Source organism: Bradyrhizobium sp. Leo78 (assembly GCF_059512425.1).
This window is the reverse complement of sequence record NZ_JCAMOT010000071.1, coordinates 1-21,956: the sequence shown is the minus strand read 5'-3', so window position 1 is coordinate 21,956 and position 21,956 is coordinate 1. Positions and strand designations below refer to the sequence as shown.

Sequence of the window (21,956 nt, the reverse complement as noted above, 5' to 3'; positions counted from 1 at the left end):
CGATACGGTCGCAAATCAAGTCGGACATACCGATGTTGCAGTTCCCGCGCCACGGACGTCAGCCCATCTTGTCCTAGCTGTCCAATACCCCGGTTTTACCGACGCCTAGATCGAGACATACCGAGCGACTTGTCAGGTCTTTTCGCTGCAAAAAGGCCTCAGAAGTTCCGCTGGGCGCGAAGCTGCAGGTGGAACGTGTCCTGGTCCTTGAACTCGTAGCGCGCGGTCGGCTTGGGCGCCGCGGCTCCGAGAACCGCCGTGCCCTCGAATTGCTGATCGAGGTGGACCCATAGGACTTCGGCCGAGAAGGTCAGGTTCTGGACCGGGGTCCAGCGGGTGATGACGCCAAGCTGCGAGACGTTGAAGTCGGGGTTGCAGATGTAGTCCGCACTGACCGCTTTGGCGGGCGTGGTGTAGTTGGCGCACATGAAGGCCTTGGCGGCGCCGTCATAGCGGACCGCCACATACGAGCCGAAGAGGCTCGACGACCAGTATGGGTCCCAGTTATGGTTGAACGCACCACGAACGCCAAAGGCCTCGGTCAGATGCAGCGAGCCGTCGCCGCCGGCCGCGACTGGCAGATAGACGGCGTCGGTCGTCGCACCGAACCCGATGCTCTAATAGGCGCCAAACGTGCTGGCATTGCCGAACATGGCAAAGCTCGGCGAGGTTGAAGCCGACGAGACGACATACTTCGTCGCCCCCTTGGCAAAGCTCGCGTCCATCTTGATGTCGTCGCCGGCACCGGTCGGGATGTTCTTGATCTGCAACGCCGCCATTGCCGCGCCGCCCCACGAGGTGTCGGGATGTCCGGAAAGCTCGGATGCTCCGGTCGGCGCCGCGCCTGGCAGGCCGACGGCGCCCGCCGGCGCTCCAAGGGGCGTTCAGGACATTGTAGGAGCCGTTGACCTCATGCGCCGCGGCGGAAATCTGGAACAGACCCCAGGCCTGGTCGATGCGGATGTTGCCGACCACATCGGGCGCATGGACGCCGGCGTAAGCGTTGCCCGTGTTCAGCGTGGCGTTCAGCGGCAGCGACAGGTTGTAAACCGCAGTGCGGTCCCACACCGTCGGATCGTCGAGGCCGATGCTGCTAGTCACGCCGTTGCCGAAATCCGCAGTGTACTGGATGTTCTGGACGCCGGTATCAGTGTTCTGGCCGCCGATCAGGAAGTCCGTGATGTTGCCGGGGTAGCCTTGCCAGGGCGACGCGTAGGCAGACGCCGACTGACCGAAGGTGAAGCCTGCGAACTGGAGAAAGAGGTACTGGATGGAAACCTGGCCGCCGCCGGGAGTCTCGAGCAACTGCTGGCTGGCAGCGAAGTGTTGATCGAGTTCGGATTGAAGGTGTTGTTGCCAAGCGTGCTGAACGTAAACCGGCCCTGACCGAAAGTCCGGACCACGCCATACTCGGTGGCGGTGCGGGTATCGACCGACAATAGCATTCGGGCGCGGGCGGAGAAGTAGTCGAAGTAGCGGTTACGTTGGCCTGCGTCGCCGTTCCAGGCCGGCGTGCCCTGTATGCCGCCGTTAAACGTGGTGTCGACCCGGAGATAGCCGCCGAGCTTGATGCAGGTATCGGTGCCGGGGATGAAGAAGAAGCCGGGGCCATAGCCTGAGCAGATCTTCACATATTCGATCGGCTTCGCTTTGACAGGAAGGTCAGCGCCCGCGGCTCCGCTGGTTGCGAGCAAAAGGCTCGCCGCCGGACCGAGAAGGATTCGAGCTGTCGCCATTACCGGCCTCCGCCGTGACACCTGTACGTCCACTCTGAAATCGAACGCACCCACAACATTTAGCGCAGGAGGCATGTCGCACAATGCGCGGCGACGTGACGCCGGCGGGTTGATATCGCGGCGGTGGCTTTTTCGCAACGCATGCGACCGCTGCTTCAGAGCGCATTGGCGCATCATGCCACGAAGAGGTTGTATCGGAGCGCTGGCGGTTCTGCCTGAGCGCCATGCGGCCGCGCCGCGCCCCGTGGTTTCCTGGACCGCCTTAGCCGCCTTCCTAGCTGCACCGGCGCTTTCGCTAAGCAAGACCATCGTGCGCTCGCGTGCGGGTCACGCCGGACGCGCCGCCACGGCGAGGTCGTAGGCCAGTCGCTCCGGTCTGAACCTCTCCTTGCGCAAATAGACAGCAACCGCGCCGGCGGTCAGGCCGAACATGGCAATACTGATGACGAAGAAGGCCAGGTGGTGCCATGAGATAACGGAAATGATTCTGGTCTCGATGATCTGCAGCATCAGCGTCGCTGCCGTCACCAGGCCAAGAGCCAGATAGAATCGGACTCTTCGGCCGGCTTCGTCCCGCGATTTCGCTTTCGGTAGATGCACGCGCCCTCCCCGCCGGTATGCGGCTGCCGAGCTGGGCCCCAGGGTGATCTGGGTTAGCAATCTTTCCGTTCATTATAGCAAAAGTGCGCCTGAAAAGCTTTAGCGCGCAGAGGGCGCGGCCCCAAGTCGCTGATGGCAAATGTGCGGTCTGCGGTGAGCTGATGCAGCATCTGGGTGATTTGCCGGATACTCCGCGATTTTCGCCGTGAGCGTATTTTGCTGCGACAAGTGCAAGTGCGTCGCGTGAGCGCCGTGGCACTGAACCGGAATGGTGTTGAAGCTGAGCGCTCTTGTGGCTGATGGGGTTGCGAAGCGTTAGAAAAATGACTTGACCGTCAGCCCTGCTGCACGGGCATCCTGTATGAATGAATGCGCTTCTTCATTGGACATAGTTAGGTCGACGCCGCCGAGGAATTCCTCACCTTTGGATGTGTTCGCACGGAACGTCGTCTCGTGTCTGCCGATATCAACAGTATAATCAATGTCGTTTTGTGCTTCGGGCATGGCATCCTCCTGGATCCCGAAGCGAATATACTGTGCCCTTTTCAACCGGTCATACAAGGCGGCATTTGCGAGATAACCCTCGGTCGCGGTCGACCGCAATTGGGAGCGAAGAGGTTCGAACGCTCGCGATAACTCGTAAACGGCCTGGGCCATGATGGCCCGGGTGAGCGCTACAGGGAACCTATCACGCTCGCGGCGTAAGGAATTCGCACCGGACATCCGGTGCGATGTAACGGTTGGGAGGGCGAACAGCACGTAATGCAGCGCCGGTCGATCCGGCGATCAGGACAACCCACTTGGGCCATCGCATCTTCGAATGCGCGCTTTTGACCGGGACCTGATCCGCGGAGGGCACTATGGCCAGCGGTCGCGTGAACCGCGCTAACAGGCCGAACACATGGCTGCTCCGACTACCGCCGCATGCGTAAAGAAAACCCTTGCCAACCCGGAGCCGTCCACACATGGCCCAACTGCGAAGGTCCGAGCGCACCCTGAGATGGTCCGCTCATAGGGGTAGACCGGAAGCGACCGGCCGACTTCCCAAACGACGCTCTTGACCCGCAGCGGACCTCGGCGCGCCACGCGGCCGTGGGGCCGCGCATCGCGCTGTACCGCGCGGTCGAGTCACGACCGGTGACGGCGGCGGGCATGATGACGCGGGAATGCGCCGGGCGCAAAATCATAAGAGCCGTAGCGGTCGCCGCAGTAAGAGACGCCGCCGCCGGCCGACGCACACGCGCCCTTCAACACGGGCCAGTCGGGAGACAACCTGGCAGCAGGCGTTGGCGCCCCTCCATTCAGAACGTCCAGATTGGGATAGTAGAACGCGAACGCGCCCGGCTCCTGGATGGCGGCTCTTATGGTCCCGATCGGATTGTAGTCGTTCCTCGGATTATACCCGGAGTCGCGTAGATTTTTGATATACAAGGCGCGGTCTTGCGCGAATGCCGGCGTCGCTGCGGTCGCGGACAGCAGCGCGGCCGCTGCAATAGCTTTGAATGAAATCATTGTCGTTTTTCTCCTGTATCGACCGTCGCAGACCCACGCGCAGACAAGACAATGCGGTCACGCTTCGTGAGGCGAGCGTGCTGTCCAAACGCGAGCTACCGGCTTGCAGCATCCGATGCGGATGCCTTCGGCCTTGACGTAGGGAGAGATCGGTCTGTTCCGTTTAAATTCCGCTTCCCGAAGCTCAACTCGGCTTGAAACGCGCGTTACCGAGTCAATCGCCTGTAGACCGAAGAAAGCGGATTGCCGCGCGACAGGACCTCGTGACGAAATCGATCCGTGCCGCACTGGTTATCTGACTGCCCTCGATTACTGTGTAAAGCGAGGCACGTCTGTGAGCTGTCTCACTCCTCGTATTTTCGTGATGTTTGCTTTTTGCCGTGCCGCGGCCAATTCCGGCCCTGACGTGTCAGGGCGGCAACAACAACGCCTACTGCGGTGGATGAGTCTTCTGTTGCCCCTTAGCGGACTATTAATGCTTGACACGCTGAATAGTTAGCGACTGGAGAAGCGAGATGTCGCTCATTTTATGCCTACTTGCCATTGCGCTAATCGGCGTTGCCGGATGGGGCTTCATGTCCGTCATGAGCGAATTGGGAAAATGGTATCCCCAAGAGCCAGTGGGTACGATTTCCCGCAGGTTCGAGGTTGATGATTTCGTCTGGAGCTCCCGCGCGCCGCGAGCGCTGCGCCGCCGATACGTTCTGACACAGGCGTGCGCTATCCCTGCGTCTCTGTGCATGGCGGCACTCGTTTGGCTCAACGAGACTAGCCCTGATGTCCGTGTGTGGGGGACGATAGCATTTTGTTCTATGTCATTTTTCTTTGCTGGTTCTCTGGCCTGGAAGGTCATTCGGCGCTGGGTGTGGTCGCGCCACTTGAACGCAGGACCGGTATTGGCCCACGCTGACGTTGCCCCGTTGCCGGGCGTCCGGGTGGACATGTCTAACACGGGCTACGTACTGACAGGTTTCCTTTCGTGGGCGATGTTTCTGGTATTGATGGACCATCGGAACCTATCTCGTCGCGACAGGAAAGGTCCCGGCCAACGCCTTTCACGCCAGACTTCTCCTCCGGGGGTGCCCAACGGAACGATGCATAATCCCGGCGGCCATTAGACGCATTATGCAGAAACGTTCTTTGCAAGTCCTCCCGGAAGCGAGTGGTATGATCGGCATCCTGGAAACTCGATTATGGAGGTATTTGCTCCGACTAGTAATCTGTAAACCTGCAACCCATCTGGGAGGAAACCATGAGGTATCATCTCAATGCATCGCGTATGTGGGGTTGTGTTGTACTTGCTTTGGCGTTCCCGGTAACCGCTGACTCTGCTGTAGCGGAAGAATCAGGCCAATGGTTCGGTCGAGCCGTTTTGGTCACCCTGTCGAGCAAGAGCGTGAAGCTCGAAGACCGGGCCGACCATACCCTGTCGCTCGCCGAATACGATGGCGCCGTGTTCAATGCAGATGGCAAGCCCTTCCTCGACAAAGCTCGCTATCAGGTGGTGGATCTGACGGATGCTGGCACTTCCAGCGGCGGCTACAAGACTTTCACAGAGGCCGATGGGTCTAAGGTCTTTGCCAAGTACGTCCTGAAAGACGCGAAACTGCCGGAGCTACGCGGCACCTTCGAGTTCATTGGCGGCACGGGGAAGTATGCGGGGATCACGGGCCGCGGCGACTACCACGTCGTCCTGATCAGCGACACGGCCTTGTGGGATGAACTCCGCGGCGAGTACAAGATTCCAGCGACCGTTGGAAGTTCGCGACCTGATCCGGCCAGATGAGCATCTAGAACTCGCTATTGGAAGCGCCGTGCATGCACGGTGAGGTGCTCAACTTGGGCACAAAACCAACATGAACACCCCGCTGGACGCTAGCGGGATGTAATGATTAACGCTCGACAGCGGTCGGTCTGGCAACGCCCGATCTGACATCCGCTGGGCCCATCAGCGAAGTGGCGACACCTCTCGTTGCGGTCCGCTTACTTGGGGCGGCGCGGACGAGATTTGCTTACCCTGAGTTCTTCGCATCGTGACCCAGAACGGACTTTCGATTTGGCAGCGGCACGCTCTATTTTACCCCTCCAATGGGCTGTAGAGTGCGCAGCTATAGGAGGGGATGATGAGAACCGCCTTTCTTTCAACCTTGATCCTTTCACTTTCGACGAGCGCCGGCTTGGCACAACAGCCCGCGCAGTGCCGAAGCTTTGAGGCGACAATTGCGCTTCAGATGACCAAAGAAGGTTGCTTAAGCCAGATCGACCTTTGCACCGTCGGAACAGTGATGAGCAACGAGCCCGCTCTAAGCGGCGCAACGTGGTTTTTCACGGCGCACGGAATGGCCGAAACGGCAGGACTGCCTTCGTTGCCCAAAACGCTGCAATCTTACGCGGGGACGGTAGTCGTCACGGCAAAAAGGGGGACATTCACAACCACCACTGCTGGCATGTACGACACCGAATCGCAGGCCTTCAGCCAGCTGGATAAGATCGTCAAGGAAACCGATCGATTCAGCAACTCCACCGGCCGGCTCATTTTTCTCACCGGCATCGGTCGGCAAGGCGGCGGATTTGATTCGCACGCTCGCGGCGAGTTGTGTGTGAACGAGTAACGAGGCGGGTCCGGTAAACTGAGGTGGAGCTGGACCACGCGGGACCACGCCCTGTCCAGGCGACTTCGCCAAGAGACCCAGCATGCTCGTATGCAGATTCAACGACTGGTATTTGGGATCGGGTTCTTCGGCTCGGAGCTGGCAGTGGTCTCTCGAAGTATTGCGCTGGCAGCCTGGAGATCCGGTGTCGCAAAGCCCTCGGTGAACTGGCTATAGAGCGGGCTGAGCAGGTCGTGAGCCTCGCCGCGCCGGCCCTGTTCTCCCCAAAGTCGTGCAAGGCATGTCGTTGCGCGCAACTCCCACAGCTTGGCGCCCTGGTGGCGCGCGGTTGCAGCCGCATGCGCGAACTTTGCTTCTGCGGCCGTCGGATCGGGCTTCGGCAGCCGCAGCATCAGCTCGCCCATGATCCGATGGAGCTCGGCCTCGAACCACCGCTCGCCGGTCTCTTCCACTCGGTCCAGCGCCTGTGCATCTAGATCCAAACCTTCCTCCACTGCGCCGGAACGGCCGAGCGCCTCGGCTTGGAGACCGAGGAAATACGGCTCATAGAGCCCGGCCCCTGTGGCTTGCCAGGCCGGGAGGCCCTGTCGAAGCTGCGCGAGCCCTGTCTCCAGCCCACCCGACTGAGTCAGCGCCCATCCCCGGATCACCGTGGCCGCCGCGAGAAAATGCGGAAAATTCTGCTCGGTCGAGAGCTCAACCAGTGTCTCGGCTCGGTCCTTTGCCTCGCGCCAGGCCCCACGGTACTGCTCGAAGAAACACGCAAACAACAGGGCATAGGCCCGCGTGTTGAAGTGAGCGAGTTCGCGGGCGGAGTCGAGCGCCTCGTGACTCCGCGCCCGAGCCTGGTCCGGATAGCCCAGCGCAAACAACGTCCATGACAGCCCCGACAGCGCCGCGACGCGCGGATCTTGCACGTAGAGGAAGGCGAGCGAGCCGTGCCGCTCCGAGTCATAGAGAGCGAGCGCCCGCTCCAGATGAGGACGGGCAGCAGTCACCTCGCCGCGCCAGAAGGCACCAGTCCCGCTGACGCGGTGAGCCACCAGGGTCACGGAAGCCTCCTGATGATCCTGCACCCGGCGCAAAAACTCGTCTGCCACGTGGCGCGCCGCGTTGTGCTCGGCGCGCACGCCGTGGAACACCCATTGACCATAGAGCACGGGCCAGAGCTGGGCGGTGGCCCCGATCTGCTCGCAGAGCTCGCGGGCACGGGCGTTGGCCCGCCCAGCTTCCGGCGCTGCCCAGCCTTGCATAGCCATCAGCGCCACGCCCAACGTCACCTGGAGGTCAAGTTCCAGCCGCCCACGATCGGCCTCCGGCAGGCCCAGGAGCAGATCCAGCCCGTTCCGCAACTGCGCGACTGCTTCGGCCATCGCCGAGCGAGCGATGGCTCGCCGTCCCGCTTTCAACCAATACTCGATCGCTGGCTTGGCGAGCCCGGCCTTCATGTAATGGTGGGCCAGGAGTTCGGGCTGCGCCTGCACCGTCCCGGGAAATTGCTGCTCGATCGCGGCGGCGATCCCGGCGTGCAAGCGCTGCCGCTTCGCGCGCAACAGCGTCGCATAGGCAGCGTCCTGCACGAGCGCATGCTTGAAGCTGTAAGTCGCCTGAGGCGGCATCCCGCGCCGGAACACCAGGCCCGAGCCGACGAGGTCATCCAACCCCGCCTGCAGATCGCTCTCCGGCAGCGAGGCCACAATCGCGAGCAGCTCGTGAATTCCCGGCCAATCGCGGCCGCGACCTGGGCTACCTCTCGGGCCGGGGCCAGCCGGTCGAGCCGGGCCAGCAGCGACTCCTGCAGCGTGGTTGGGATTGCCATCGGCGGCAGCGGCCCCGCGAGCGCGTAGTGGTCGCCCTCATCCCGGAGCAGATTGGTCTCCAGCACGGCGCGCGTCAGCTCCTCGACGAACAGGGGCACGCCGTCCGTCTTGGCGACGATCTGGTCGAGCACCGCAGAAGGTAGCGCCTTGCCGCCGCTCAACCGCGCGACCATGGTCGCGCCCTGCCGGCGGCTCAAGCGGCTGAGGGTCAGCGCGGTGACATGGGCATAGCGCGTCCAGGGCGGATCGAACTCGGGCCGGAAGGTGATGAGGACGAGCACGTGGGCGCCTTGCACCCGGTCAACCAGGAGATCGAGCAGCTCGAGCGAGGTCGGATCTGCCCAGTGCACGTCCTCGTACAGGGCGAGGACGGGCCGGCGTGTTGCGAGGCCCAACACCTGATTGACCAGCTCCTCGAGCGTTCGCTCCTTCTGTCGATGCGGGCTCATATCAAGCGGCGGGTAGCGCGCATCCGTCTCGAGCGACAGCAATGCCGCGAGCAGCGGGGCCACCGCGGTGACATTATCGGTCGATAACGCGAGCAGCGCCTCGAGCTTGTCGAGCCGCGTTGCGGCGGGATCGGCCGCCGCGAAGCCCGCCGCCCGCTCCAGCAGGCCGATCACCGGATGAAGCGGACTGGTCTGGTGGTGCGGTGAGCAGTAGTGGCTCAGGGCCGTATGCGGCTCATTCTCAAGTCGCCCGCGCAGCGCCCGCACGAGCCGCGACTTGCCGATGCCAGGCTCGCCCCCGAGCAGCACCACCTGACCGTCCCCCTCCTTGGCCCGCTCCCAGTGCTCGAGCAGCAGGCCGATCTCATGCTCGCGACCGACAAGCGGTGTCAGGCCTGCCCCGTGCAACGCCTCGAACCGGCTCTCGGCGGCGCCTTCCCCGACCACGCGCCACGCCCGCACCGGAACGGGAAAGCCTTTCAAGATCTGCATGCCGAGCTCGGTAAGCTCGAACAGCCCGCCAATGAGCTCCCGGGTGCGGGCGGAGATCACCACGGTGCCCGGCTCGGCAAGGGTTTGCAGCCGCGCCGCGAGGTTCGGGGTATCGCCGACCACGGTCTCCTCGCGCGCCGCGCCTTCGCCGATCAACTCGCCGACGACCACCGGGCCGGTCGCGATGCCGACACGGGCCGCGAGCGTCTCGCCATGCGCCGATCCCAGGCTGGGCATCGCCGCGACCGCGGCGAGGCCGGCCCGCACCGCGCGTTCGGCTTCACTCTCATGAGCGCGCGGATAGCCAAAATAGGCCAGCACACCATCCCCCATGTACTTCGCCACGTGCCCTTCGAACCGCGCAATCGCGCCCGCCACGGCGCTGTGATAGGTCCGCAAGACTTCGGCCATCTCCTCCGGATCGAGCCGCGCTGCGAGGGCGGTCGAGTCGACCAGGTCGACAAACATCACGGTGAGCTGGCGTCGCTCGGCCTGTGGTGCAATCGACGCTTTCCCTGAGGTAACGGTGGGCGCGGCCGTGACAGGGGTGGTCGCCGACATTGAGCCGGCGCGCAGGGCAGCAATGGCGGCGAGCAGCTTGCGGCGATGGCCGATCGAGGCGACGCCGAGCCCGATCAGATCCTCGGCCGTGAGGTCCATAAGGATCTCGGCGTCGATGTCGTGCTCCCGGAACGCCTGTTCGTAGTGTCCGAGCCCCAGACCACACAGCCAGGCCCCGACGTCCATGGGCTCCTCCCGGCTCTCGTCTTCCGCGCTAGGTGCTCCAGTCTATCTCAAGATGGCGTGCGCTGGGCGCGGTGAAACGTCACGAGTTGAGTGCGGAGAAAGGGCAGCTTTTGGCCCATCAGTGAAGTGGCGACACCTCTCGCTGCGGGTCCGCTTAGTGGGGCGGAGCGGACGAGATTTGCTCACGCTGAGTTCTTCGCATTTTGACCCCTTGCGGACCTCGGCAATCCGCTTCTGCACGTCGCCGCGCGGCAGCGGTCGCCTTCGGTATTCGACAAGACGCGAAGAACTCAATGTTGCGAGATATTCAGCGCTCCGTACGTAAGATTGCGCATCGCCGTGAAGTAATCGCTGACTTTTTCGGGTGCGACCTGGATCATTTGTACAGCGATCACCTTCTGCGCCGGATCAACCCAGAACTCCGTCCCCCAAACTCCACTCCAGCCAAAACTGCCGATTGACCCGCCGGGACTACTAAGGCTCGATGTTCGACTGGTGCGAATGGCAAAGCCGAGCCCAAACGTTGTCCCATGGTCTGGGCCGACACTGCGGCCCACAAAGCGAATATCGTATGGTAGCGCGTCGGCGGTCATCAGCTTCACTGTCTCAGGCGCGAGTATCCTAACTCCGTCGAGCTCACCGCCATTGAGCAACATTTGGCAGAAGCGCAAGTAGTCAAGAGCCGTGGAGGCAAGTCCGCCGCCACCTGAAACGAGCTTGCGCGGCCTTGTGATGTCAAATTGAGGAGGACGCTTCGTTGGTGCCTCGACCACGCGGCCGAGGTTTTCGCTCGGTACATAGAAGCCGGTGTCAACCATCCCGAGGGGCTTGAAAATGCGGCTCTGCAGGAATTGATCAAACTGCTGGCCGGAAGCAACTTCGACAACCCTCGCCAGAACATCTACGCCCCAGCTGTATTCCCAGACCTCACCCGGTTGGTGTGCCAGGGGCAAGCTCGAAAGACTTGTCACAAACTCGGCGAGGGAATTGTCCGGCTTGAAAGCGGCCTTAGCATAGAGCCTGTTGATCGGCTCATCTACAAATTGCGGCGGATAGACCAAGCCGGAAGTATGACGAAGCAGGTCGCGCACGGTCATTGGTCGCTTCGGCGGTTCTAGAGCAATGTCGATCTCCCCTGACGCTGGGTTAGGCTTCGCGGTCGCGACTTGCATGGTCTTCAGCTCGGGCAGGTATTTCGCGACCGGAGCATCGAGAGCGAGCTTGCCGTCGTCTACCAGCATCATGGCTGCAACACTGGTGATCGGCTTGGTCATCGACGCGATCCAGAAGATCGAGTCGGTCGTCATGGGAATGGTCTTGGCGCGATCTTGGAAGCCAATGGGTTGAAGATAAGCAAGCTTGCCCTCTTTAGCTATGGCGATGACTGCACCCGACAGGTCCTTGCCCGCATCAACCCGTTCCTTGTACCAAGAGGTAATTTGCGAATATCGCCCTATCGAAAAGTTCTTGATCGCAGGATCGTTAGGTGTCGAGAGCGCGACGGTCAAAAGAACACATCCGATTGCACTGAAGAATGCCAGGGCCTTTGTCAGTGAGTGTTGCATATGCGTCAAGGCGTGCTCCCGCGAAGATAAAGTGGCTCGCTCTGCGTGCGCTTGTGGCACATTCAGGATATCGATTTGAATGAGGTTTGCTACTGCCGTTACGGTGCGCAATGTCGCTTATTGGCCCAAGAGGGAAGTTCGGCTTGGCTTCGAAATGGTCCGCTTTATCGGGTAGAGCGGAAGTGATCGACCCATCAGCCAAATGGCGCTGTTGACCCGAACCGGACCAAGCACTCCGCTTGCATCCCCGATCAGCGAGCGCACGGCGCCCGCTTCTATCTTGCGGTCGAAAGTGCTCTTGTCACTCTCGCGTCACGCCTCTATTCAGTCGCGCGAAACCCATGGAAGGGCATGGAGAGAGCGATCGCGCCACTGTTGAACCCTGCAGTCCGGGGAAGATAGTGATTCAGAAGCGCGCATTGTGGCTCGACATTGCTCGTTGGGATGATCCGGAAAAAACAATGGTGCGGCTTACGAGATGTGCAGCAACCAATATCACGCAGTTGCGCTCGACATCTCAGGCTACGGCGAGGATGCGCCTTGTCGTTCATCGTCCTTGCACTTCCCCCACGACGAGCGGCGGTAGCGGGCAGTCGAGCGTGTCGCATATGGCGCGGAGCAGCTCCGCTTCGCGGACGATGATCTGCTTGTTCGCCAGGATGCAGGACGTGCAGGCGACGACGATCCGGCGCTTGATGGCGGGGACGGATTGATTGAGCGTTTGCAGCGCCGCGTCGAACTCAGCGAGAGAGCATTTCTCACGGGGCGGCAAGCGGTGGGTGTGGTCGCCGCCAATGTAGCTGCGCATGCCCATATCGAAAGCCCGGGCGGCCTGGTCGGGGTCCGACTGGCCTTCCCAGGCCAATAACGCCAACACCGTCGCCACCGGGTGCGCCAGTTTTTGCGGCGAGCTGTGCACTGGACGCGTCTGACGCGGCGGCAGGAACTGGGCGTCGAGATGGCGATGCAGCACACAGCGGAGGGTGTACTCGAACAGGCTCAGCCGCTGGTCAGCGATCATGAGCCCCTCGACCTCGGCGCGGAAAGCCCGGTGCTGGCCGGGCGACATCTGTCGCAGGGCTGGCATGGTCAGGTCCAGAAGGGGCAGCCGGTGCGTGTCCGGCAGGGCCTTGACAGCGGCGACCAGCCGCAATGTTTCGGCGAAGTCGTGCGGCTCAGCGCCGGCCTTCAGCCGGGTCAGCTGGAGGTCCCGCAGATCCGCCCGCGGGTCCAGGAGAAGGGCGTAGACTAGGGCGCGAGCACTGAACGGCTCCTGGGCGGCGACCCGGAGCACGTCCGGCATGCTGTCGTGCAGCGCCTTGGCGCAGCTGATTTCTTCCGGATCGACTTGGCCGACCCGGGACGCGGCTTCGTCGGCGAACCCAAAGACCGGCAACGGCACCTGCGGCAGCCCCGGTAACCTCGGCATGCCGGCGAATGGCGGGACACGGCCGCGGCGGGCGCCTTCGAGCTCTTCCTGATCGACACTGACCGGCCGCACCTCCGGGAATTGGCTGTCGAACTGGGGATCGAGCCGGCGGATGCGCTCGACGAGGGGCGGGTGGGTGGCCAGCAGTCCAGCGAGCGTCCCGCCGGAGAAAGCGTTGGCGAAAAACATGTGAGCGGCCTCGGCGGCCTGGGGGTTGTCGATGCGCGACCCCTCCGCCAGCCCGCCGATCTTCTTGAGCGCCCCGCCAATGCCGTCGGGGTTGCGCGTGAACTGGACGGCGCTGGCGTCGGCCAGGTACTCGCGCTGCCGGGACACCGCCGCCATGATCAGCCGACCGAAGAACGCTCCCACCAGGCCCAGCACAAACACGCCCAGGCCCAGCAGCACGAGGCCGGCACGGGAATCATTCCTTCCCGAAGAGCGGCCGCCGGACGCGAACATGAGCATGCGGCCCATGATAGACAACGCCATGATCCCGAAGATCAGGCCGATCAGCCGGATGTTGAGCCGCATGTCGCCATTGAGAATGTGGCTGAACTCGTGGGCCACCACGCCCTGCAGCTCGTCGCGGGTTAAATAGTTGAGGCAGCCCTGGGAGACGGCGACCACGGCATCGCCCGGCGCGTAGCCGGCCGCGAAGGCGTTGATGCCGGGCTCCTTGAGAACATAGACGGGGGGCACCGGCACGCCCGCGGCCAGCGCCATCTCCTCGACGACGTTGAGCAGCCGCTTCTCGCGCAGGTCGGTGGTCGTGCCGGGCACCTCCTCACCGCCCAGCATCAGGGCGACGGCCTGGCCACCGGAAGCGAGCTGGGCCACTTTGAACGCGCTGGCACCGCCGACCACAAGGCCCACCCCCGGCGCCGCGAGCAGGAGCAGATCCGGCTGCCACCAGGACACCGGCTCTGGGGCGCCAGACATGCTGAGCGCCAGCAACAGCCCGTACACCAGGGCGATCAGAATCAGGATCGCCAGGACGAAATAGACCACCAGCCGGAAGGTCTGGCGTCGGGCCGAATCCTGCTGCTGAAAGAAATTGGTGGCCATGGTCAGAGGCGGCTTTGGGAGCATGGAAACGGAAGCATGGGACGCCTGGAGCGGTGGTTGTTTCGGGTTAGAACGACACCTTGGGCGCTGCGCGCTCGGTCTCTGGAGTTTCGAGCAGCGCCGCCTCCTCGAAGCCGAACATGCCGGCCATCGTGTTGGCCGGGAAGACCTCGCGCCGGATGTTGTAGGTGGCGGCGGCGTCGTTGAACGCTTGCCGGGCAAAGGCGATCTTGTTCTCGGTCGAGCTCAGCTCCTCCTGCAGGGCGAGCATGTTCTGGTTGGCCTTGAGATCCGGGTACGCCTCGGACAGGGCAAAGAGCCGGCCCAGGATGCCGCCCAGCTGGGCCTCGGCCTGGTTAAGCTCTCTGATGGCCGCCGGGTCGCTGGGGTTGGCGGCCACTTTCTGCTCGGCCGCCATCGCGCTATTGCGGGCCTTGATGACGGCGTCGAGCGTCTCCCTCTCGTGGGCCATGTAGCCCTTGACGGCTTCGACCAGGTTCGGAATCAGCTCGTAGCGGCGTTTGAGCTGCACGTCGATCTGGGCGAAGGCGTTCTTGAAGCGGTTCCCGGCGACCACCAGTCCGTTGTAGATGGCCATGAGCCAGAGTGCGAGCAGCAGCACGACGCCCAGGAGCGCGAGCAGGGTGATGGTAGCGGGACTCATGAGCCCTGACCTCCGACGAGAGGACTGTTGGTCTGGTCGATCGCGCAACGACCGGCGCTAGACTTGTCTTATGGAACCCTGCCGAGAAACTTGGCATATCCCGCGAACGGTCGAGTTCGGACGGTACCACAATTATCGCCTGCCACCGACGCTTCTGTGGTCCTTCCCGCTCCGCATGCAATTCCCCGTGGAGGGGCTACTTTCCAAGGATGGGAGGCCAGCTTGGCCGGAGGACCGGCCGAGGCGCCGCCCGGCGGCGGGCCGTTCTGATGCGTGAGTTCTCGCACCGTCGCCGAAGGCATTCCGCTGAAAGACAACTTCATGTGGAGCGATGGACAATTTCGAGTGGATCACCGGTTACGGCGATGCTTCGGCATGGTGCAGGTGGACTTCAAAACGCAGAAGCGCCGCCGATGCTCAGCGCGAAATGGTTTCGCGAGGCGGCCGGGCGCAATGCCGTGACTTAGCGCGAAGGCGATCAATCTGAGAGATGCCCATGGCTGCTAATGGCCCATCGCGTCAGTTCGCTGCGACGCCGCAATACATCCGGAGTCGGAGGTAGAGCGGACTCGTCATCGATCGCCGATGAAGCCGGAGACCGTACCGATCTGGCCGCGCGCAGCGAACAGCCAGGGCGTCCGCGAGAGGCGGTCGAGCCGATCGGTTTACGGAGGCTGAGTTTCGGGTTGGCGGCCGCGCGGCGCCTCGCGTCCGCAAGTTCGGCCAGCACTTGCTTGCGAAGCGGTGCCGTCTTCTCGATGACGTATTGCAACACGCGGAAGGGATGCCATTCCGGCCGGGTCATCGAGATGGAGAACTGATGGCGTTGGCGCAGTCCTTCCAGGCATGAATGATCGCGAAAAGATCGCTTTGCGGATGCGGCTGCCACCAGCCGTCCGGATCGAGCACGTCGATGCCGCAGGCGGTCGAAGGATTCCAGCCGGTGCCGAGGAGAAACAGCCACAACAGCACGGCCGTCTCGGAGCGGGCCGGAACAAACCATCGCAGGCCATGCGGTCTTTGCCGCCCTCGCGAAGTCCGCGTAGCGGCGGAATCTTTTACGACCAGTCTCCAAACCTAAATTGATTCCGAACATAGCCCTGGGCGAGAGCAATCTCATCCAAGAGCCAGCAAGCGCCCGCCACGTCTGCCACATGCTTGGCACGGCTTATTCCTTCGCTCTCTAGCCTTCGGTAGGAAGGTTGGATGACAGTCCGTTCAGATAGTCGGCGGCTCCCCGGCGTTGCCGCCGCCCGAAGGCCCAAAAACTCTGGTCGCGATCGACGACATTGACGTGCTGCTCCAGCGCGAGAGGCCGCACGCCGAAGCCAACCAAATAGCTGCCGAGCTTCTGGGATTGGCTGCACGCATGCGACGCGAAAGGAGCTGGGCGCGCGCTGAACGCGCCAACACACGCGCGGGACGGCTGTCAAATAGAGCGTCGACGGCTGCCGCGGCGAATGACAGCGAAGGACTAGCTTGCGTCACGGCGCACAAAACTAGCAGCGCAATGACCCGTGCTCCCCGTCATCGGCCGGAAAGAGAAGATTTAGTCTCACGACGAAACGCGTTGACGTTGCGCTGCACTGCCGGCGGCGCCGCGAGATTGTTCGCTCTGCTCTGGAGCCCGGCTGGTATAAACTGTGGGTGGTTGTGCGTTGATATCGCTGCCCGAGCCTTGCAAGAACCGATCGCGCTCAGAGATTCAAACCCGTAGCAAGCGAGCGCGATCACGCGAGGGATTGGGCCTCGCTTGGCATAGGTCGCAATTTGCCTTCTGCCTCTGCCTAGCAAGGCTGCGGCCGCTTCTTGAGTAAGCCTATTCCGCGTCAGGAAATGGGCCACCTCGATGTTCATGCCGATGGCGCCGGCCTTTTTGAGGAGTCGGTTCACACGCTTGGATGCGACGTCACCGGGATCGGACGTGGATGCGAGCAAGCGGAAGATAAAGTTATCGCCCTGCTCGGTCGCCCAATCAACAAAGCCAATACGGCGGAAAAAGTCGTGTAGGACGAAGAAGCGGAGGCTTCCCTCGGTCTTGTATCCGATCCGCTTGTACATGCCTTTTTCTTTGTCGTAGACAATGCCATTCACGCGAACGATATCGACTCCGTGTTTGCGGTCAAAATCGCTGCCTCGGATAAAGGGAAGGATTCCGATCCGACGCGAGGAGAGAAGGCACAGGGGCCCCAACATCGCGTCGTCCAAATAGCCGCTGTCGACACCCAGTCTGAAGACCTTGTCGACCTTTTCGTAGTCGAGCGCCTCGCGCTTTACTGAGGGTTTGGCGTTGTCCGGCCATCGCACCCTATAGCCTTCGAACGGGTTACGAAGGCGATGCAATCCTACCGCATTGTTAATGATAGCTCGAACCGTCTGCACGTATCCATCTTGGATGGTTTTCAGTGCGAGCGGCTCGTAGCAGCTTTCGGCCTTATTCTTTGCGATCGCCGCATGGATCCCCATCTGTCGCAGCTCTTCGGTATTTTCGCCCTCACGCGAAAGCTCAAGCGGGACATACTGAAGCTCGTTGACGAAATTCTGGAGGTCAATTGGCAAATAGCAATCGATTGGGCGATCTCCGACAAGTGCCTTGAAGGCCGCCGCACGCATCCTGCCAGTGCTGATGGCGCTCTCAGATGCTCCCCCAGCCCTTCGAAGCCCGAAATATTCATCTTCCAGCTCGCCGAATTTCGGCGCGGACGATGTGTCGACGGTGGGCGGAACGTCTGCCGGCGGCTGTTCAGGTGATTGACGCGGCGGCTTCGCCGGCCTGAGGGCGTGCGAGATGGCAGAGCGACCAGTCGGCGCCGCCGAGGTCCGTTCCAGAATTGCAAGTTGCCGATCGGCGACCTCGGTGAGCTTGCCGAGCACGTCCGACAACGGCTCACCACCAGGCGCCAGGCCCGCACCGGCTCGCCAGCGATTCCAGACGTCTTGGCGCAACAGATCGGCACGGCCCACGACCGTCGGATTTCCCGTTCCACCTTTGCTGACCTCCTTTTCGATCAGCACCGCCTCTTGGATCGAGGCGATATCGCGCAGCACGTCAGGCGAAAAATCCGGCCAGGGAGGAGGATTGGCAATCTTGGCCGCTGCGGTTTCGAGGAAGGCGAGCATGTTCGCGAGGAACTCCTCAGGGCTATTGCCCTTCGGAAACCCGACATCGCTGCACGGTATCTCTTCCCCGGTGTGAATATTCACCCCGCATCTCCACTGGCTGAAGCCGGTTTGCGCCAGCGCGCCTAGCCAAGAGGCCCGCCGCTGCGCCTCGCGATGCGGAAGCACCTCAAGTCGCACCCGAATACGAGCGCATGACGGCAGACTGGCTGCAAGGTTTGAGGGGGGCCGGATCTGGAAGAAATACGTGGAAAGCCGACGCACCAGATAGGTTGGTGCCCGCCCCGGTTCTCTGGGCCGGCGCGCGGGGCGCTCGGATGCACTTTTCTGTCGGACTACTTTGCGGACTACATTGCGGGATACACGCTTCGACACTTGCACACTCGGGCAGGCCGGAGACGTTGTTTTCCGAGGCTTTTTGCAGGTCCAAAAAGTGGCGGATGGGCGAATTAACTGGCGGAGAGGGAGGGATTCAAACGCCCGATAGGCTTGCACCTATGCCGCATTTCCAGTGCGGTGCATTCAACCACTCTGCCACCTCTCCAGGCGCCAAATCGGGGGCCTAGGCCCTCGTGGTCGGGGCCGCAATTTGGCGACTGTCAGTAGAACCCCGCCGCCCCCTACTTCACCGGCGTGTAGATCACGACCCGCAACGACGGGTCGTCATTGGCCTGGAAGCTCGCATGTTCGAAGGACACGACGCCCTTCTTCGGATGATGCAGCCGCTTGATGCCGGCGGCTGTGCCGCGGATGTCGTGGGTTTTCCACCAGACCGAAAATTCCGGGCAGCCTTTCCTGAGCTTGAGCAACAGCTCATGAAACGCGGGATCGTCGGCCCATAGATCATGCACCGCTCGGAACTGCGCGACGACGCGCTTGGCTTCATCGGCCCAGGCCGCCCCGAACAGCTTCCGCGCCGAGGGCCGCGTCAACATGGAGACGAGCACGTTGCGGTCCTCGCTCGCGAGCTGATCGAAGGCGAAAATGTCGTTCGCCGCCTTGTTCCAGCCGAGCAGATCCCATCTGCGCCCGGTCACATAGGCCGGCTGTTTCATGGCGTCGATCATCCGCTGCAATGACGCCGGCACCGTCTCCTGCTGGAAACCCTGTCGCTCGCCGGAGCGCGTCAGGGCCTTGAGGTGAAGGTGCTCGACCTTGCTGAGCCTGAGCGCACGGGCCAGCGCATTGATCGTCGTGATCGACGGATTGACGGAGCGGCCCTGCTCCAGGCGCACATACCAATCGACGCCAATGCCGGCGAGTTCGGCCACTTCCTCGCGCCGCAGACCGGCGGTTCGCCGCCGCCGTCCGTCGGCAAGCCCCACATCCCGCGGCCGCAATTTCTCACGACGCGAGCGCAGGAAATCCCCGAGCTCACTGCGGCTCTTCTCGATCACTGCAGCACCTTTCGAACAACGCCCAAAGGGGGGACGTGCCAATCCTAGGATAATACCATGCCTTCCAGCTTCGCCCTAGCCTGCCATAATCGCAGCCGAACATTCCAGTGCCACGGCGATGTACACCACATGACGCAATCACCGAACGCCAACATTCCGAAACAGAGCATCGCGCTGTCCATAAAGATCAACGGCACGCGATACGAGCGCGAGATCGCGCCGACCGCGACCCTGCTGGACGTGATCCGCGACGAGCTCGGGCTCACCGGCACCAAGAAGGGCTGTGACATGGGCGGCTGCGGCGCCTGCACGGTGCTGGTCGCGGGCCGTCGGATCGCATCCTGCCTGGCGCTGGCAGCATCCTTTGGCGACGCCGACGTGACGACGATAGAGGGGATCGGCACGGCCGATCGCCTGCATCCGCTGCAGGATGCGTTCATCCGGCACGATGCGCTCCAGTGCGGCTACTGCACGCCGGGCCAGATTCTGTCCGCGATCGCCTTGCTGGCGGAGGGGCCACGCTCGATCGACGACATCCGCGAAGGCATGAGCGGCAATCTCTGCCGCTGCGGCGCCCATGCCAACATCGTCGCTGCGATCGCGGAGGTCGGCGGGCTATGAGCAGCGCTTCCTTCAATTATATTCGCGCGGCCGAACTCACCGATGCGCTCGCGCGCGGCGAGAGGGCAGGTGCCGCCTATCTCGCCGGCGGCACCGATCTGCTACCGCTCTGGAAAGCGTCGCTGACCGCGCCGCAGGACGTGATCGACATCTCGCACCTCCCGCTTGCGACCATTATCCGTGCCGGCGACACGCTCAGCATCGGCGCGATGGCGCGGCTGAGTGACATCGCCGCCCATGCAGAGGTGAAAGCGCACTATCCTCTTGTATGCGATGCGATCCTTGCGAGCGCCAGCGGACAGGTGCGCAATGTCGCAACCATGGGCGGCAATCTGCTGCAGCGGACACGTTGTCCCTATTTTCGCGACGCGGGACTGGCCTGCAACAAGCGCGATCCCGGGTCCGGATGCGGCACCCGACATGGCGAGAACCGCCATGCCGTGCTGTTCGGTGGCTCGCCCGGCTGCGTCGCCACGCATCCGTCCGACCTCGCGGTGGCGCTGGCCGCGCTTGACGCCAGGATCGTGGTGAGCAGTGATAGCGGCGAACGCGAACTCGCACTGTCCGAGCTTTACCCGCTGCCGGGCGAGACCACCGCACCCGATTCATCTCTGCGCCCCGGGGAGATGATCACGGCGATCCGCATGCTCAATGCGGCGCGTTTCTCAAACCACGCGACCTATCTGAAGATCCGCGATCGCGCCTCGTTCGAATTTGCCGTCGTCTCCGTCGCGGCGGCGCTGCGCATCGAGGATAGCGTCATCGCCGAGGCGCGGCTCGCGGCTGGCGGTGTTGCACCACTGCCCTGGCGACTTGAGAAAAGCGAGGCGGCGCTGATCGGTCGCGCACCGACGGAGCACGCCTTTGCCGAGGCCGGCGCGCTCGCAATCGAAGGCGCGCGCCCGCTCGAAGGCAACGCATTCAAGATCCCCTTGCTGCGCAACGCCGTCATTCGCGCCCTGCAAACGGCCGGAGGCCATTCGTGAAGAACCGAACCATCGCGCGCTATGAAGGCACCCTCAAGGTCACCGGCCAGGCCCGCTATGAAGGCGAGATGATGCCCGAGGGCCTGCTGCACGCGGCCCTCGTGGAGTCGCCCATCGCCTGCGGCGAATTGCAGTCGCTCGACGCATCGCGCGCTGCCAAGCTGCCGGGATTTGCCACCCTCGTCACGCATGAAGATGCCGCATCGCTGAAGCCGTCGGCAGCAACCGCCCTGATCCGGGAGAAGGCGATTCATTTTCACGGCCAGCCCGTCGCGCTCGTCGCCGCCACTACGCTGTCGAAGGCCCGCGAAGCGGCGAAGGCGACACAAGCCTCGATCGCAGCGCGCACCACGTTGACGCAAATGGGCCAGGCGCTGGACCAGGCCTATGAGCCGGCGATGGTCGGGCGTTTCCCGGCCTCGACCCGCCGCGGCGATTCTGCGAAGGCGTTGAGCGAAGCCGGGCTCGTGGTCCGGCGCCGCTACACCACTGCCGTCAACAACCATCATCCGATGGAGCCTCATGCGGTCGTCTGCTGGTGGGAAGGCCAGAAGGCCGTCGTCCACACCTGCACCCAGGCGATCTTCGGGACGCGCGCGATGATCGCGCATGCGTTCGAGATGCCGCCCGCCGACATCCGCGTGCTGTCGCGCTATCTGGGCGGCGGCTTCGGCTGCAAGGGACAGCTGTGGTGGCCGTGGATGTTCTGGGCGATGCTGGCGTCGCGAAAGACGAACCGTCCGGTGCGGCTCGAGCTGACCCGCGCACAGATGTTCACCCTGGTCGGGCGGCGGCAGGAGACGGCGCAAGATCTCGCGCTCGGCTTCGTCGATGGCCGGCTGACGGCCATCGAGCACGATGTCATCGCGCAAACCTCGACACATGCGGAGTTTTCCGACTCGACCGCGGTCTACACGCGCTTCCTTTACGCCTGCCCCAACGTCACCACGCGTCACAGCCTCGTGCGCACCAACGAGCCGCAACCGGTTCCGATGCGCGCGCCGGGAACGGCCCCCGGCACGTTTGCACTGGAGTCGGCGATGGACGAGGCGGCTGAGCTACTCGGAGTCGATCCGCTCGAATTGCGCCTCAACAATTTTGCTGATCACGACCAGGAGAACGGCCGGCCCTGGAGCAG

The 21,956-nt window shown here is 62.8% G+C and carries 18 protein-coding genes, 1 tRNA gene and 1 pseudogene; 5 read left to right on the top strand and 15 right to left on the bottom strand.

The features are described from left to right. Nucleotides 1-158: 158 nt before the first annotated feature. The 7 genes and pseudogenes from AC5ZG1_RS41295 to AC5ZG1_RS41265 all read right to left on the bottom strand — a co-directional run bounded on the left by AC5ZG1_RS41295 (nt 159) and on the right by AC5ZG1_RS41265 (nt 3,848). Nucleotides 159-545, bottom strand: a complete 387-nt coding sequence (locus tag AC5ZG1_RS41295; protein ID WP_496136299.1) for a porin — start codon at nt 543-545, stop codon at nt 159-161. 72 nt (nt 546-617) lie between these two features. Further along, nucleotides 618-779, bottom strand: coding sequence for a hypothetical protein (locus AC5ZG1_RS41290; RefSeq protein WP_496136300.1), 162 nt, complete (start codon nt 777-779; stop codon nt 618-620). 190 nt (nt 780-969) lie between these two features. Continuing rightward, nucleotides 970-1,272, bottom strand: a pseudogene (locus AC5ZG1_RS41285) (porin); the annotation flags it as partial. Beyond that, nucleotides 1,167-1,736, bottom strand: coding sequence for a porin (locus AC5ZG1_RS41280; RefSeq protein WP_496136297.1), 570 nt, complete (start codon nt 1,734-1,736; stop codon nt 1,167-1,169). The pseudogene AC5ZG1_RS41285 and the gene AC5ZG1_RS41280, both read right to left, overlap by 106 nt. A gap of 327 nt (nt 1,737-2,063) precedes the next feature. Beyond that, nucleotides 2,064-2,246: a hypothetical protein gene (locus AC5ZG1_RS41275; protein WP_496136296.1), complete on the bottom strand. Its 183-nt coding sequence runs from the start codon at nt 2,244-2,246 to the stop codon at nt 2,064-2,066. Between the two features lie 405 nt (nt 2,247-2,651). Then, entirely contained in the window at nt 2,652-2,840 is a 189-nt protein-coding gene (locus AC5ZG1_RS41270; RefSeq protein ID WP_496136295.1) for a hypothetical protein, read from the bottom strand. A gap of 624 nt (nt 2,841-3,464) precedes the next feature. Then, complete coding sequence (locus tag AC5ZG1_RS41265) at nt 3,465-3,848, bottom strand: hypothetical protein (protein ID WP_496136294.1); 384 nt, start codon at nt 3,846-3,848, stop codon at nt 3,465-3,467. A gap of 1,252 nt (nt 3,849-5,100) precedes the next feature. Here AC5ZG1_RS41265 and AC5ZG1_RS41260 point away from each other — a divergent pair. Together AC5ZG1_RS41260 and AC5ZG1_RS41255 are read left to right on the top strand one after the other, a co-directional pair. Continuing rightward, nucleotides 5,101-5,634 (top strand): hypothetical protein, encoded by a 534-nt coding sequence (locus AC5ZG1_RS41260; RefSeq protein ID WP_496136293.1) that lies wholly within the window; start codon nt 5,101-5,103, stop codon nt 5,632-5,634. 337 nt (nt 5,635-5,971) lie between these two features. Then, on the top strand, nt 5,972-6,460 hold the full coding sequence (locus AC5ZG1_RS41255) for a hypothetical protein (RefSeq protein WP_496136292.1): 489 nt from the start codon (nt 5,972-5,974) through the stop codon (nt 6,458-6,460). A gap of 1,444 nt (nt 6,461-7,904) precedes the next feature. Here AC5ZG1_RS41255 and AC5ZG1_RS41250 read toward each other — a convergent pair. The 8 genes from AC5ZG1_RS41250 to AC5ZG1_RS41215 all read right to left on the bottom strand — a co-directional run bounded on the left by AC5ZG1_RS41250 (nt 7,905) and on the right by AC5ZG1_RS41215 (nt 19,211). After that, on the bottom strand, nt 7,905-9,968 hold the full coding sequence (locus AC5ZG1_RS41250; protein ID WP_496136291.1) for an adenylate/guanylate cyclase domain-containing protein: 2,064 nt from the start codon (nt 9,966-9,968) through the stop codon (nt 7,905-7,907). A 290-nt stretch (nt 9,969-10,258) separates the two neighbouring features. Further along, nucleotides 10,259-11,533: a serine hydrolase domain-containing protein gene (locus AC5ZG1_RS41245; RefSeq protein ID WP_496136298.1), complete on the bottom strand. Its 1,275-nt coding sequence runs from the start codon at nt 11,531-11,533 to the stop codon at nt 10,259-10,261. 547 nt (nt 11,534-12,080) lie between these two features. Beyond that, nucleotides 12,081-14,030 carry a M48 family metallopeptidase gene (locus AC5ZG1_RS41240; RefSeq protein ID WP_028167739.1) on the bottom strand — a complete coding sequence of 650 codons (1,950 nt, stop codon included), beginning with the start codon at nt 14,028-14,030 and terminating at the stop codon, nt 12,081-12,083. A 67-nt stretch (nt 14,031-14,097) separates the two neighbouring features. Further along, on the bottom strand, nt 14,098-14,694 hold the full coding sequence (locus AC5ZG1_RS41235; RefSeq protein WP_496136290.1) for a LemA family protein: 597 nt from the start codon (nt 14,692-14,694) through the stop codon (nt 14,098-14,100). Between the two features lie 801 nt (nt 14,695-15,495). Beyond that, complete coding sequence (locus AC5ZG1_RS41230) at nt 15,496-15,666, bottom strand: hypothetical protein (protein WP_155255492.1); 171 nt, start codon at nt 15,664-15,666, stop codon at nt 15,496-15,498. 555 nt (nt 15,667-16,221) lie between these two features. Further along, the gene (locus AC5ZG1_RS41225; RefSeq protein ID WP_155255493.1) at nt 16,222-17,898 is read right to left on the bottom strand and encodes a site-specific integrase; all 1,677 of its coding nucleotides are present in this window, start codon (nt 17,896-17,898) and stop codon (nt 16,222-16,224) included. A gap of 370 nt (nt 17,899-18,268) precedes the next feature. Continuing rightward, a tRNA-Ser gene (locus tag AC5ZG1_RS41220) sits at nt 18,269-18,358 on the bottom strand. Nucleotides 18,359-18,434: 76 nt separating this feature from the next. Then, nucleotides 18,435-19,211 (bottom strand): helix-turn-helix transcriptional regulator, encoded by a 777-nt coding sequence (locus tag AC5ZG1_RS41215; protein ID WP_496136289.1) that lies wholly within the window; start codon nt 19,209-19,211, stop codon nt 18,435-18,437. Between the two features lie 129 nt (nt 19,212-19,340). Here AC5ZG1_RS41215 and AC5ZG1_RS41210 point away from each other — a divergent pair, with 129 nt between their 5' ends. The 3 genes from AC5ZG1_RS41210 to AC5ZG1_RS41200 all read left to right on the top strand — a co-directional run. Continuing rightward, a complete protein-coding gene (locus tag AC5ZG1_RS41210; RefSeq protein ID WP_028167743.1) occupies nt 19,341-19,832 on the top strand; it encodes a (2Fe-2S)-binding protein in 492 nt (163 codons plus the stop codon). After that, nucleotides 19,829-20,818, top strand: a complete 990-nt coding sequence (locus AC5ZG1_RS41205) for an FAD binding domain-containing protein (RefSeq protein WP_035691962.1) — start codon at nt 19,829-19,831, stop codon at nt 20,816-20,818. Before AC5ZG1_RS41210 ends, AC5ZG1_RS41205 begins: the two co-directional genes overlap by 4 nt. Beyond that, the coding region (locus AC5ZG1_RS41200) for a xanthine dehydrogenase family protein molybdopterin-binding subunit (protein ID WP_496136288.1) at nt 20,815-21,956 on the top strand (1,142 nt) is incomplete at its 3' end. The genes AC5ZG1_RS41205 and AC5ZG1_RS41200, both read left to right, overlap by 4 nt.